This is a genomic window from Salinirubrum litoreum (genome assembly GCF_020567425.1).
GTDB classification, from domain to species: Archaea; Halobacteriota; Halobacteria; order Halobacteriales; family Haloferacaceae; genus Salinirubrum; species Salinirubrum litoreum.
Genome location: NZ_JAJCVJ010000001.1, coordinates 472,950 through 486,847 on the forward strand (window position 1 = coordinate 472,950; position 13,898 = coordinate 486,847).

Here is a 13,898-nt window from a genome sequence, read left to right on the forward strand (position 1 = left end):
ACGCGACCGCCGCCGCCGTCGGCCGATCAGTCGTCGTCGCCGCGTGCGGTCTCGAACATCTCCAGCGCCCGCTCTCTGCGCTCGGAGTGGTCGACGACCGGGGCAGGGTAGTCCTCGGCGACACGCCGACGCTCGAAGTCGGTCAGTTCGTGCCACTCGTGGATGGCCTTCGGGGAGGCGGCGTCGAGTTCCGGGACGTACTCCTTGATGTACTCGGCGTCCGGGTCGTAGCGTTCCCCCTGCGTCATCGGGTTGAAGATGCGGAAGTACGGCTGAGCGTCGGTGCCGGTCGAGGCGGCCCACTGCCACCCGCCGTTGTCGTTGGCGGTGTCGTGGTCCGCGAGTTTCTCCCGGAACCAGTCGTACCCCTCCCGCCAGTCGATCAGCAGGTCCTTCGTCAGGAACGAGGCGACGATCATCCGGACGCGGTTGTGCATGTACGCTTCCTCGCGCAACTGGCGCATCCCGGCGTCCACGATGGGATAGCCGGTCTCGCCGTCCTTCCACGCCTGCAGGAGGTCCTCGTCGTTCTCCCACGCGATGTCGCGTTCGTACTCCTTGTAGTTCTGCGAGACGACCTCGGGGTTGAAGAACAGAACGTGCGTGTAGAACTCCCGCCACGCGAGTTGGGACTGGAACTCCTCGACCGACTCGACCGGCCCTGCCGAGTCGTCGCCGTCTTCTGCGTCGGCGTCCGCGTCCGTCGCCTCGGCTCTCGCCTGCTCCGTAGCCGCGTACACCTCTCTGATCCCGATAGTGCCGAACTTCAGGTCGGTCGAGAGGCGCGAGGTCGCGTCTCGGGTCATGTAGTCGCGGTCGGCTTCGTACCGGTAGATGGCGTCCTCGCAGAAGTCGGCGAGTCGCTCCCGTGCGGCCTCGGTCCCTGCCTGCTGTACCGTTCCCTCGGGGTCGTCGAAGCCCAGATCCTCGAGTGTCGGCAGGTCGTCTCCCGCTATCTCCGCGAGGTCGTCGGCGTCCGGTTCGGGGTAGGGGTCGTGCTTCTGTCGGTCGCGCCACTTCTTCCAGAAGTAGGTGTACACCGAGTACGGGTCGCCCGCGTTGGTGGTGATCGACCCCGGTTCGTGGTGGATCGCGTCGTGGACCGACTCGCGCGCTACGTCGGCGTCGTTCAGGGCCTGTCGGACCTCGCTGTCTCGCTCGCGGGCGAGTCCCGAGTAGTCCTTGTTCCAGACGACGCGCTCGGCGTCGTACTCGGCGGCCAGTTCCGGGAGTACCTCGCGGGGGTCGCCGTGCGCGACCACGAGGTCCGAGCCGTGGTCGCGGTACCAGTCGCGCAGGGTCGACAGTGCGTCGAGCATGAAGCGGACGCGTGGTGGCCCGGCGTGTGCGAGCACGTCGCGGTCGAAGACGAACACCGGAACGACCGGGCCCGCCTCGGACGCGACCGAGAGACCACGGTTGTCGCTCGCGCGCAGGTCCCGCCGGTGCCAGTGTATCTGCATACGCGAGCCACGGACGGCGTCGCCGTAAGGATACCGACCCGGTGATAGAAGTGGCCGACGCCCCAACACCACCTATGCGCGACGAAGCCGAGATCCGGGAGCAGTACGAGTTCCTCGAAGAACAACTCGCCGACGAGGAGATGCGCCACGAGGGCGTCAGACAGATGTTCACGTACTACAAACGCGCACTGGGCTGGGTGCTCGAAGAAGAGCACATGTGACTCTCGCCTGCACCACTAATGGACCGATCGGAGCGTGTGACCGGTCCAATCACACCGAGCCGAACCAGTTACGACCGCCGTGTCGCACCCGGTTGGACACTGCCCACGACGGAAGCGACCAGCCGGCACCCTCGCGTTCTGTCGTCCCTCGGGCGTCAGACTCCGTCGGTAGCTTTAAGTAAAAACACTCGGTACTATGGTGTGACGCTTCGCTTGGAGGGCCGAAGCGTCAGCGGGGACCAATTCAGGGCGGCAAGAATCCACGCACTCTTTGCGTGGCTTGCTTTCCTTTTGTGATACTCGACCGACCAGTAGTACACCGAGTCTCGACTCCCTCGTGGTACGCAACGAGACGGTGTGACGAGGTGCGTCACAGAACGCCGTAGTTCGTGGCTTTCTCGACGGGGCGACTCACTCGACAGACAGTGTCTCGTCGCCGCCACCGCCTTCGGGCCACTCCAGTTCGAACTCGATGCTCAGCTCCGGATTCCCGCCGCCTTTCGAGGTCTCGCGTTCGACCTTGACCTCGAAGGTCGGCCGCTCGGGGACGTCGAGGGTCGTCGACTGGCCGCCCGCAGCGAGTGTCACCGGGTCGCCCGCGTCGAGTTTGTCGGCGACCTGTCGGAGGTAGTCCGCGACTTCGGCTCTGGTCTGTTTGGTCTCGGTCTCGAACAGCACTTCTTCTGGCATACTGCGATGTACGTGACCGAGCGGTAAACTCGTGTCGGCGGGTCGCACCGACACCGCCACACCGACTCTCGCCGGGAGTTCGCCGAGTAGCCTGGGCCTACCGATCAGTTTGGTGTTACCTACCACATCAGTACCCAGTGGGGATGGATAGTTAGCAGAAAAGATCACTTTCGTTATCTTTCCCGTGGTAGAGTATTCAGGGTCTACGGGGCCTCGATACACTGAACGGGGGTGGTATGAGCGATATATTTATTTAATTCCGACAGTAATGTCTATCTGGAACTTACCAATGTACGACTTGACAGGCTTCCAGCGCGATCTGCTGTACGTCATCGCAGGACTGGAAGAGCCCCACGGACTGGCCATCAAAGAAGAACTCGAAGAGTACTACGAGAAGGAGATCCACCACGGCCGCCTCTACCCGAACCTCGACACGCTCGTCGACAAAGGGCTGGTCGAGAAGGGCCAGCGCGACCGCCGCACCAACTACTACACGCTGACCCGGCGCGGTCGGCGTGAGATCGAAGCGCGGGACGACTGGGAGTCGAAGTACGTCGCGGCGTAGACCGGTCAACGATCGGGTGCGTCGTCCGTGTCGGTAGCTGTCGGCTCGTCGATCCACTCCATGTCTCCCGTCTCCGCTCCTCTCTCGCCGTCGCTCACGCTGTTCTCGGCGTCGCCCGTCCCCTCACCGTCTGCTGCCACACCGTCCACGTCTGCGTGCGGTTCGGTGCCTTCGATCATGTGCGTCGGGTCGACCGCGTAGGGTTGGATCGGCGTCCCGGCGATCAGTTCCGGCAGGACGATGCGCGCGAAGTGGACGACCAGGACGAGCAACATCGGCGCGAGGAAGATCCCGTACCACCCGAACAGTAGTGGGCCGAACGTGTAGGCGATCATCACCGCGCCGACGTGGAGACTCCGGCCGGAGACGTAGGGCCTGAGCACCAAGTCCGGAATCGTGTCGACGATCACGAACGACACCCCGGCGAAGACGGCGACGAACCACAGCGCCTCCTGCTGACCGCCGAGGATAGCCACGAGACCCATGTACGCCGCGACCGGGACGTAGACGAGTTTCATCCCGACGACCGGGATGAGGCTGGCGACACCCGCGAGCAGGCCGACCAGCGCGGCCGCCGGGATGGCGACACCCTGTGGCGCGACGGTGTTCAGCAGTGAGTAGGCGATGACACCGATCGTCCCCGTCAGCACCGCGTTGAGGATGTTGCCGAAGAAGATGTTGTTGAAGTCGCGGTCCACCGCGCGGAGGTACGCCTCGAGGACGCCGGTGTCGTCCCCGAAGCGGCCCCGGACCCATCGGGCGAGTTTGTAGTCGTCCCGGAGGAGGTAGAACGCGAGCGCGAGCATCACGAACAGGTGGATCGCACCGATGCCGACGAAGCTGATCGAGTCGCCGATCTGCCCGAGTGAGTTGAGGAGCGTCTCGACCGTCTGCTGGCTCACCAGCGCGTCCGGCCCGGACTCCCGGACGGTCTGGAACAGTTCGTCGGGACCGGAGACCGTCCCGGTCGCGTTGAGGTACGGCTGGAGTGCGGCGACGGTCGTCCCGCCCTCACCCCCGTTCAGATACGGTCTGATCTGCTGGAGGCCGACGGCCAGCGCGTACAGCATCAACAGCAGGGCGGGGAGTGCGAGCGCGAACAACGAGACGGCGGCCGCGAGGCTGGGCGGGCGGAGCCGACGCTTGAGTCGGCGGTGGATCGGCCGGGTCGCGTAGTAGATGAAGACGCCGAAGACGAACGTGCCGACGAACGAGTAGAGGACGAACCCCAACGCGCCCACCAGCCCGAGTCCCAGCGCCCACCACGCGAGGCGCGACCGGTCCATGTCGAGGAGGGCCATGCTCGAATGCGTGCGACCGGGGGCCAAAAAGCTGTCGTCAACCCGAGTTGTTCGGCGTAGGGGACACCTACTCGGTCGGTACCGACCGGTCTGCGACCGGCGGCCGACAGATCGCGGGGGTACCTTCCGTCCCGCGAGTCGGTTCGACAGTCGCGGCGTCGGACCACCGTTTTGATATGCGCCGAACGTCAGATTCGGGTATGGACGACGTGGACGACCAGTACAGCCCCGAGGACGTGGAGTCCTCGGTCGAGGCGTACTGGGACGACAACGAGGCCTACGACGCGACGGAGGAGGCACACGCCGACGACCCGGCCTTCTTCTTCGTGGACGGGCCGCCGTACACCTCCGGACAGATGCACCTCGGGACGGCGTGGAACAAGACGCTGAAAGACGCCATCATCCGGTACAAGCGCATGGAAGGCCACCGGGTCACCGACCGACCGGGCTACGACATGCACGGCCTGCCCATCGAGGTGAAAGTCGAGGAGGAACTCGGCTTCGACTCGAAGAAGGACATCGAAGAACACGGGATGGAGGCGTTCATCGACGAGTGCAAGGACTTCGCGGAGCGCAACCGCGTCAAGATGGACGACGACTTCCAGTCCATCGGCGTCTGGATGGACTGGGACGACCCCTACAAGACCATCTCGCCGGAGTACATGGAGGCGACGTGGTGGGCGTTCCAGCAGGTCCACGAGAACGGTCTCGTGGAGCAGGGCAAACGCGCCATCAACCAGTGTCCGCGCTGTGAGACCGCCATCGCGGACAACGAGGTCGAGTACCACGAGATCGAGTCCCCGTCTATCTACGTGAAGTTCCCTCTGCGCGACCGCGAGGGGAGCCTCGTCATCTGGACGACGACCCCGTGGACCGTCCCGGCGAACACCTTCGTCGCGGTGGACGGCGAGATGACCTATCAGGCCGTCCGCGCGGAGAAGGACGGCGACTCGGAGGTCCTCTACCTCGCGGAACCGTGCGTCGAGGACGTCCTGAAGGAGGGTCGGTACGAGGACTACGAGGTCCTCGAGGAGTTCACCGGCGAGGACCTGGTGGGCTGGGAGTACGACCACCCACTCGCCGACGAGGTTCCCGACTACGCCGACTTCGAGGGTGCCGGACAGGTCTACACCGGCGACTACGTCGAAGCCGACCGAACTGGCCTGGTTCACTCTGCGCCCGGCCACGGGCAGGAGGACTTCGAGCGCGGGACCGAACTCGGGCTGGACGTGTTCTCGCCCGTGCGCGGCGACGGCACCTTCACCGCCGAGGCCGGCACGTACGAGGGTCAGTTCGTCCGGGACGCGAACGACGACATCATCGCCGATCTGGACGCGAACGGCTATCTGCTCGCCTCGGGCACCCACCACCACCGGTACGGGCAGTGCTGGCGGTGTGACACGGACATCGTCTTCCTCGCGACCGACCAGTGGTTCATCACGGTCACGGACATCAAAGACGAACTCCTCGACAACATCGGGGACAGCGAGTGGCACCCGCAGTGGGCCCGCGACAACCGATTCCGGAACTTCGTCGAGGACGCGCCGGACTGGAACGTCTCCCGCCAGCGCTACTGGGGCATCCCGCTCCCGATCTGGGTCCCGGCCGACGAGACCGGCCCGTTCTCCGACGACGAGATTCTGGTCGTCGGCACCCGCGAGGAACTCGCCGAGCGTGCCGATCAGGACGTCGACCCCGACGAACTGGACCTACACCGACCCTCGGTCGACCCGCTGACGATCACCGAAGACGGGACGACTTACGAGCGCGTGCCGGACGTGTTCGACGTGTGGATCGACTCCTCGGTGGCGACGTGGGGGACGCTGAATCACCCGTCTGCGGGCGCGGACAGCGAGTTCGACGACCTCTGGCCCGCCGATCTGATCGTCGAGGCGCACGACCAGACGCGCGGCTGGTTCTGGTCCCAGCTCGGGATGGGGACCGCCGCGCTGGGTGAGGTGCCCTACGACGAGGTGCTGATGCACGGCTTCGCCAACGACAAGGACGGCCGGAAGATGTCGAAGTCGCTCGGCAACATCGTCACACCTCACGAGGCCATCGAGCGTGCCGGTCGCGACCCGCTCCGGGCGTATCTGCTGAGCCACGACCAGCAGGGCGTCGACCTGTCGTTCGAGTGGGACGGCCTGAGCGACGTACAGCAGACGCTCAACATCTTCTGGAACGTCTTCCGGTTCCCGGTCCCGTACATGCGTCTCGACGACTACGATCCCAGCGAGGCCGACCTCTCGGACGGCGACCTGTCGGTCGTCGACGAGTGGGTCCTCTCGCGGCTCCAGACCGTCGAGCAGGAGATGAGCGACGCGTGGGACGACTACGAGGTCCACGAGGCGCTGAACACGCTCCTCGACTTCGTGACCGAGGACGTCTCCCGTTTCTACATCAAGGCCATCCGTCACCGGATGTGGGAGGAGGAAGACTCCCCGAGCAAGCGCGGCGCGTACGCCACGCTGTCGACCGTGCTGGGCGAGGTCGTGCGCCTGCTCGCGCCCTTCACGCCCTACGTCGCCGAGGAGGTGTACCAGCATCTCGATGGCTCGGCCACCACGGTCCACCAACTCTCGTGGCCCGAAGCCGACGCGGACCTGCGTGACCCCGAACTGGAACGGAACGTCGCCGTCCTCCGGCAGGTCGAGGAGGCGGCCGCGAACGCCCGCCAGCAGGGCGGCCGGAAGCTCCGGTGGCCCGTCCCGCGCGTCGTCGTGGAGAGCGAGGACCCAGCAGTCCGCGAGTCGGTCGAAGCACTCGCGGACCTCCTCTCGGAGCGCGTCAACACCCGCGAGGTGCAGGTGACCGACCGGTTCGGCGAACTCGTGCAGGTCGCCGAACCGGAGATGTCGGTCATCGGGCCGGCGTTCGGTGCGGACGCCCAGAAGGTGATGGCCGCAGTCGAGGGGGCGACCCGCGACGAACTCACCGAGGAGGGCTCCATCTTCGTGACGGTCGAGGGCGACGAGTACGAACTGACCGACGAGATGGTCGGCTGGCGCTCCGAACCGCCGGAGAACGTCTCCTCGGCCGACTTCGAGAACGGCACGGTGTACGTGGACACCTCGCTGACCGACGAGATCGAGTCGGAGGGGTACGCCCGCGACATCGTCCGCCGGGTGCAGGAGATGCGCAAGCAACTCGATCTCGACGTCGAAGCGGAGATCAGGACCGCCGTCGCGGTCGCCGACGACCGGGTCGCCGGCTTCGTCGACGAGCACCGCGAGTTCATCGCCGAGGAGACCCGGACCGCCGAGTGGGCCGACGACACCGCCGACCTCGCTACCGTCGAGGAGTGGGAGGTCGAAGGTGTCGCGGTGACAATCGGCATCGAACGGGTCGCGGTGGACGAACAGACCGCCGACTGAGCCAGCGACAGACTCGACAGGACCCTCTGCGACCGACTCGTTCGGGTTCACCTTCGTCTCTCTCCGACACGTCCCCTCGACGACGACAGTCACGACCTTCTGACACGTCACCCTCCGAGTAGAAGCGGAATTCTGCGCGTACTTATGTCTCTATCGGTGGTCTCTCCGGTCATGCCTCTGCTCACGACACTCTGCCGGCGTGCGCCCTCGGCGGCCACCCGCCCGCGCGACTCTCTCGCCGACCTCCGCACCGCGATAGCCGGGACGACCGCGACGTTGCTCGCGCTTCCGGTCTACCTCCTGCTCGTCGGCGCGCTCTTGGCCGGTGTCCTCCCTGACGGCCACCTCGGGACCGTCGCCGGCCTCCTCGCGCTGACGGCCGGTCTCCGACTCGCTGTCGGTGTGACCGACCTCTTCTCGTCGGCATAGCCGACCCGACGTTCCGACACGAACTGGCAGACCGTCTCGACTCTCACTTCCGAAGGGCATCCACCGGTCGCTCGTTCGCCGCCTTCCACGCCGGGTACAACCCACTGAGCACGCTCGTCACGAGGCCGAAGCCCATCGCCAGCAGGACGTACAGCGCGTTCGTCGCGGTGAACGTCGCCAGCGGATCGTTCAACACGACCTGATTCAGGACCATCCCGGCACCGACCGAGAGGATCGCACCCACGACGCCGCCCGCGAGTCCGAGCAGGCCCGCCTCGACGAGGATCACCTTCACCACGTCGAACTTCTGGACGCCGACCGCCCGGAGGACGCCGATCTCCTCGCGGCGCTCGATGGTGCTCATCAGCATCACGTTCAGGATGCTCACGCCCGCGACGACCAGCGAGATGGAGCCGACACCGATGAGAAAGGCGTTCAGGATGCCGAAGAACTGGTTGATCGACTCCGTGATCGCGCCCAACTCGAAGACGGTCACGCGTTGTTCCCGCCGGTTCAGCGACTCCCGGACCGCCATCGCGGTCGCGTTCGCCTCCTCGCCCGTCTCGGCGTTCACGACCACCTGCGAGAAGCCGTCCTCCTCGAAGTCGTTCGGCGGGACGATCACGGCGTTGTTCGGGTTCACCGGCGAGAAGCCGTCCTGCTGGACCAGCACGGCCTTCACCCGGTACGTCTGGCCGTCCAGTGTGATGCTGTTGCCGGCCCGGATGCCGAACCGGTCGGCGACCGCCGCGCCGACGACTGCGCCCTCCCGCAGTTGGTCCGGCACGCGCCCACCCGAGGCCTCGTACAGCGACCCGGGTGACTCCATCCCGTAGACCGTCACGACGCTCCTGTCACTCCCGCGTTCCAGCACCGACTGCCGCGTCTTCACCGGCACGACACTCGCCCCACCGGCCGCGCGTTCGATGTTCACCACGTCCCGGTCCGACAGTTCTTGCACCCCCTCGCTGAACGCGGGGGAGACGATCACTTCGCTCCCAATCTCGCCGAGCGAGGAAGTCGCGCCGGTCTGGAGGGTCGCACCGAACATCCCCAGCGAGGCGATGGCGAGGACGCCGATCACGATGCCGAGCACCGCCAACCCGGACCGGAGGCTGTTCCGCGAGAGGTTCCGCCGGGCCATCAGCGTCGCCGGGAACCGGCGGGAGAGTCTATCGAGAAGCTTCACGTCCCGTAGTCGTCCTCCTCCGTCCGGATCAGCCCGTCCACGAGGTTGATCGTCCGGTCGGCGTACTTCGTCACCTGCGAGTCGTGGGTGACCGCGATGACGGCCACGTCGTCCTCCTCCTTGATGCGGGTGAACTCCTCCAGGATCGTACGACCGGTCTCCCGGTCGAGGTTCCCGGTCGGTTCGTCGGCCAGCAGGATGCGGGGTCGGTTCACCAGCGACCGCGCGATGGCGACGCGCTGTTTCTGGCCGCCGGACAACTGGTTCGGTCGGTGTTCGAGTCGGTCGCCCAGTCCGACCCGCGAGAGGAGGTCGATGGCCCGGTCGTGGGCGGTCGGGTCGTCGTCGAACAGCGTCGGCACTTCGACGTTCTCGGTCGCCGTGAGCGTCGGGATGAGGTAGAAGTTCTGGAAGACGAAGCCGATGGAGCGTTTCCGTTCCAGCGTCATCTCCTCGTCCGAGAGGTCGGTCACGTCACGCCCGTTCAACAGCACGACGCCCTCGGTCGGTGCGTCGAGGAGACCGAGCACGTTCAGCATCGTGGACTTGCCACTGCCGGAGGGACCCATGATGGCGACGAACTCGCCGGGGCGGGCCACGAAGTCGATCCCCTTCAGCGCCTCGACGATTTCGCCGCCGGTGTCGTACCGTTTTCTGACGCCTCGGAGTTCGATCACCGGGTCGACATCTGCGAAGTCGTCGGTGTCGATCTCGTCTGCACGTTCGCTCGTCTCCTCCTCGTCGCCGGTCTCGTGTTCGTCTGCGTCTGCAGTCCCGAGGTCTTCCTCGTCGTCGACCACCGGTTCCGCTGCGTCTGCGACCTCGGCGTCTCCCTGCTCGCCGGTCTCGGCCACCGCGTTCACGTCTTCAGGGTCGTCGGTCTCGGCAACCGCGTTCACACCTTCAGCGTCGTCGCTCTCGGCCAGTACGTCCTCGACGGACCACTCGTCGTCCCGGCTCATCGGCGGTTCCGGTAGAACAGGTAGCCGACCAGCGCGAGCCCGGCGACGATCACGACGCCCCCGCCGAGCACCAGCGGGAGCGAGAACCCCGTCTGTTGCTGTTGTGACTGTTGGGCTGGCTGGGCGTTCACGTCCGACACGTCCACCTCGACCACCTCCGAGACTCTGCTCCCGTCGGCGATGTAGCTGATCCTGACCGGGACCGTCTCGGTGCCGGCGTCCACGTCGGCGTAGAGGTCGAACGACACGAAGTCGCTCGCCGGGACGGTACCGACGAAGTACTCGCGGTAGGGGCGGGCCGGCCGTACGCCGTCTGCCGGGACCACCGAGAGGACCACGCTGTTCACCTCGCCGAGGCCGACGTTGCTCGCGCTCCCGGTGAGGTGGAGCCGACCACCTTCGGTCTCCACGTCCACGCCGGTCAGCGAGACACGACCGGGGTTCGCCGCGTAGGCCAGCGTCGTCGTCGCCTCGCCGGCCTGTCCCCCGGTCTCGTAGTCGGCGACGACGCGCAGGTCGCTCGTTCCCTGCCCGGAGACGTTCACCAGCACGGTGTCGCTCGTCCGGGCCGGGAGGTCCGGCGCGGAGGTTCGACCGACGACCTGGCCGTCTCGTTCGAGTCGGACCGTCAGTTCGGACAGCGGCGCGTTGCCGAAGTTCGACACGTCCACCGCGACCGGGGGCCGGGTGCCGTCGCCTCTGACCTCGGCCGCGACCGACACGTCCTCGTCGAGTTCGGCCACGTCGAGCGTCCGCGTCTCCGAGACGACACGGCGACTCCCCTCGTCAGTCAGGTACGACAGCGTGGCGTTCAGCGTCCCGTCGCCCGCCGCCTCGGGCGTCGCCTCGAACCGGAAGGTCCGCTCTGCACCGCTGTCGAGACGCGGCGAGACGCGGGTGTCGTTGGCGACCCGCATCCGCTCGCCGGCCAGCGTCAGTCGGAGGTTGTTCGCGGTGTCGGCCTCGCCGTTCGAGACCGTCACGCGCACCGGCACCTCGTCGCCAGCCACCGCGTCCTCTGCGTCGATGGAGAGTCGCGGGCCACTGTCACGGACGCGGATGGCGACCGGATACCGGAGTTGGAGCGGTTCGCCGCCGCTCTGGCCGTAGACGACGAGTCGGAGGTTCCGGACGCCCGATTCGCGGAACTTCACCGTCAGGGGCACGTCGACGGAACCGCCGGGCGGGACCGTGCCAACGTCGCGGACACGGGCGTACTCCTCGAACTGGCCGGGGCCGCTTCTGAGTGCGACCGCGTTGATCCGGTACGTGGCGGAGGGTTCGCTGGCGGTGCCGGCACCGTTCCGTATCGTGGTGGTGAAGGTGATCAGTTGGCCGGGGGCTGGCTGGTCGTCCGAAACGGTAACGTCGGTGATCGACACCTGCGCGGACTGCGCGACCGCGAACCCGGAGACCGACAGCGACGACGCGACTAGGAGGACCGTGAGGAGGAGGACGGCGGGGCGTTTCATCTACCGTACGTCTTCAGCCACCGGCGGCAAATAGTTGTGGGACGGAACGCCGGCGAGTCGTCGGAATCGCCGATCCCGCCGAGACGAGGTCGGTCGTCGTTCGTCGCCTGTCGCTCTCGCTCCGTCGTCGCCACCGATCACGCTCGCCCGGAGATTTTTATGCGGCTCCGGCACCACCTACCGGTGTGCACGTCCGAGACCTCCCCCTGCCCGATCCCGTCGTCGCGCACTACGAGTCGGCGGGGATCGGCGACCTCTACCCGCCGCAGGCCGAGGCAGTCGACGCCGGCGTCTGCGAGGGGAGAAACGTCGTCACGGCCATCCCGACCGCCAGCGGGAAGACGTTCGTCGCCGAGTTAGCGATGCTGACGGCCGGCGGGCCCGCCCTCTACATCGTCCCACTGCGCGCGCTGGCCCGCGAGAAGTACGAGTCCTTCGCCGAACTGCCGGGTGTCGAGGTCGGCATCTCGACGGGCGACTTCGACTCCGCCGGCGAGGGACTGGCCGACTACGACGTCGTCGTCGCCACCAGCGAGAAGGTCGACTCGGCGATCAGAAACGGCGCGACGTGGATCGACGACCTCGCCTGCGTCGTCGTCGACGAGATCCACCTCCTCGGCGCGGAAGGCAGGGGGCCGACGCTGGAAGTGACACTCTCGAATCTCCGGCGGCGGACACCCGGCGTCCAACTCGTCGGCCTGTCCGCCACCGTCGCCAACCCCGGCGAGGTTGCAGACTGGCTCGACGCCGAACTGGTCGAGTCCGACTGGCGACCGGTCGATCTCAGAACCGGCGTCTACGCCGAGGGGACGGTCGCGTTCGACGACGGGAGCGACCTCACCGTCGAGGTGCCGACCGATACGCCCGACGACCCCGAGACGGCCGCGACCGCCGAACTCGTCGCCGAAGCGGTCGACGCCGGCGGGCAGGCGCTGTCCTTTGTCCGCTCCCGGAACGAGGCCGAACAACTCGCGGCCCGACTCGCCGAGGACGACTACCCCGGCGCACCCGAGGTGGCAGACGCGCTCCGGGCGCTCGACCCGACCGACACCGGCGAGCGACTCGCCGACTGCGTGGCGTCGGGGGTCGCGTTCCACCACGCGGGCCTGCGGAGCGACCACCGCAGGCTGGTCGAGACCGCGTTCCGCGACCGGAAGCTGACGGCGCTGGCGGCGACTCCGACTCTCGCCGCAGGTGTGAACGTCCCCGCTCGCAGGGTCGTCGTCCGCGATCAACAGCGGTACACCGGCTCCGGGATGGAGTGGCTTCCGGTCCTCGAAGTCCACCAGATGTGCGGCCGGGCGGGCAGGCCACATCTCGACCCCTACGGCGAGGCGGTCCTCGTGGCGGACGCCGACTCCCGCGACGAGGTGACGGAGCGGTACGTCGGTGCCGACCCGGAGGCGGTCGAGTCGAAACTGACGGGCGAGCAGGCGCTCCGGACGCACGTCCTCTCGACGGTCGCGTCGGGGTTCGCCGACTCCGAGTCGGAGATGCTGGAACTGCTGTCGGCGACGTTCTACGCCCACCAGACACCCTCTGCCGACCTCTCGGGTGAGGTGAAGGCGGCGATCGGCGACCTCGTTCGGATGGAACTGCTCCACGCCGGCGACGGTCTCTCGGCGACCGACATCGGGTCGCAGGTGTCTCGGCAGTATCTCGCACCGGAGAGCGGGGCACGTATCGTCTCGGGGCTGCGGACCGTCGCCGGGATGGAACGCGTGACGAGTCTGACCGTCCTCGAACTCGTCTGTGACACGCCGGACGTCCACGACGGCTATCTCGGCAACCAGGAACGGGCCGCCCTCTACCAGTTCGCCCGCGAACACGCCGACGAGTTCACGAAACCGATGGGTGGCTCGGACGACTTCGAGGGGTGGCTCCGGGCGGTGAAGACCGCCCGCGTGATCGACGAGTGGCTGGCGGGGGAACCGGCGGACAGACTCGTGGAACGTTACCGGATCGCCCCGGGCGACCTGGAGTCCCGACTGGAGCGTGTCGAGTGGTTGCTGGGCGCGGCGGACGCGCTGGCGGGGGTGCTCGACATCGACGTGCCGAAGCTGACGGCGGTTCGGGCGCAGGTGGCGGCGGACGGCGAGTCGACCGACCTCGATTCGGGCGGGGCGAACGACTCCGGATCGGGCGAGTCGGCGACCGACGAAGCAGAATCGGCTACCGATCGGGACGCGACGACCGGGGAGGGCGACACACCGGCAGAAGACTGAGAGACCA

11 protein-coding genes are annotated in these 13,898 nt (G+C 67.0%); 5 read left to right on the forward strand and 6 right to left on the reverse strand.

Annotated features, from left to right (window positions below):
• Window positions 1-26: 26 nt before the first annotated feature.
• Window positions 27-1,463, reverse strand: coding sequence for a cryptochrome/photolyase family protein (locus LI337_RS02290; protein ID WP_227228096.1), 1,437 nt, complete (start codon window positions 1,461-1,463; stop codon window positions 27-29).
• Window positions 1,464-1,537: 74 nt separating this feature from the next.
• On the opposite strand from LI337_RS02290, the gene LI337_RS02295 reads away from it, so the two are divergent.
• Entirely contained in the window at window positions 1,538-1,684 is a 147-nt protein-coding gene (locus LI337_RS02295; protein ID WP_227228097.1) for a hypothetical protein, read from the forward strand.
• A gap of 411 nt (window positions 1,685-2,095) precedes the next feature.
• Here LI337_RS02295 and LI337_RS02300 read toward each other — a convergent pair whose 3' ends face one another.
• Window positions 2,096-2,374 (reverse strand): amphi-Trp domain-containing protein, encoded by a 279-nt coding sequence (locus LI337_RS02300; RefSeq protein WP_227228098.1) that lies wholly within the window; start codon window positions 2,372-2,374, stop codon window positions 2,096-2,098.
• Between the two features lie 289 nt (window positions 2,375-2,663).
• Between LI337_RS02300 and LI337_RS02305 the strand changes: the two genes are divergently transcribed.
• The gene (locus tag LI337_RS02305; RefSeq protein ID WP_227228099.1) at window positions 2,664-2,939 is read left to right on the forward strand and encodes a helix-turn-helix transcriptional regulator; all 276 of its coding nucleotides are present in this window, start codon (window positions 2,664-2,666) and stop codon (window positions 2,937-2,939) included.
• A gap of 5 nt (window positions 2,940-2,944) precedes the next feature.
• Here the strand turns inward: LI337_RS02305 and LI337_RS02310 are convergent, their stop codons facing one another.
• Window positions 2,945-4,240, reverse strand: coding sequence for an AI-2E family transporter (locus LI337_RS02310; RefSeq protein WP_227228100.1), 1,296 nt, complete (start codon window positions 4,238-4,240; stop codon window positions 2,945-2,947).
• 200 nt (window positions 4,241-4,440) lie between these two features.
• Here LI337_RS02310 and ileS point away from each other — a divergent pair, with 200 nt between their 5' ends.
• Both ileS and LI337_RS02320 read left to right on the forward strand, forming a co-directional pair.
• Complete coding sequence (gene ileS, locus LI337_RS02315) at window positions 4,441-7,614, forward strand: isoleucine--tRNA ligase (protein WP_227228101.1); 3,174 nt, start codon at window positions 4,441-4,443, stop codon at window positions 7,612-7,614.
• 171 nt (window positions 7,615-7,785) lie between these two features.
• Window positions 7,786-8,043 carry a hypothetical protein gene (locus LI337_RS02320; protein ID WP_227228102.1) on the forward strand — a complete coding sequence of 86 codons (258 nt, stop codon included), beginning with the start codon at window positions 7,786-7,788 and terminating at the stop codon, window positions 8,041-8,043.
• Window positions 8,044-8,086: 43 nt separating this feature from the next.
• On the opposite strand, the gene LI337_RS02325 is transcribed toward LI337_RS02320, so the two are convergent.
• From LI337_RS02325 to LI337_RS02335, 3 genes are all read right to left on the reverse strand, one after another.
• Complete coding sequence (locus tag LI337_RS02325; RefSeq protein WP_227228103.1) at window positions 8,087-9,232, reverse strand: ABC transporter permease; 1,146 nt, start codon at window positions 9,230-9,232, stop codon at window positions 8,087-8,089.
• On the reverse strand, window positions 9,229-9,942 hold the full coding sequence (locus tag LI337_RS02330; RefSeq protein WP_345777734.1) for an ABC transporter ATP-binding protein: 714 nt from the start codon (window positions 9,940-9,942) through the stop codon (window positions 9,229-9,231). The genes LI337_RS02325 and LI337_RS02330 overlap by 4 nt, the downstream gene beginning before the upstream one ends.
• Window positions 9,943-10,190: 248 nt before the next feature.
• Window positions 10,191-11,666, reverse strand: a complete 1,476-nt coding sequence (locus LI337_RS02335) for a COG1361 family protein (protein ID WP_227228104.1) — start codon at window positions 11,664-11,666, stop codon at window positions 10,191-10,193.
• A gap of 185 nt (window positions 11,667-11,851) precedes the next feature.
• Here LI337_RS02335 and LI337_RS02340 point away from each other — a divergent pair, with 185 nt between their 5' ends.
• On the forward strand, window positions 11,852-13,891 hold the full coding sequence (locus LI337_RS02340) for a DEAD/DEAH box helicase (protein WP_227228105.1): 2,040 nt from the start codon (window positions 11,852-11,854) through the stop codon (window positions 13,889-13,891).
• Window positions 13,892-13,898: the final 7 nt, after the last annotated feature.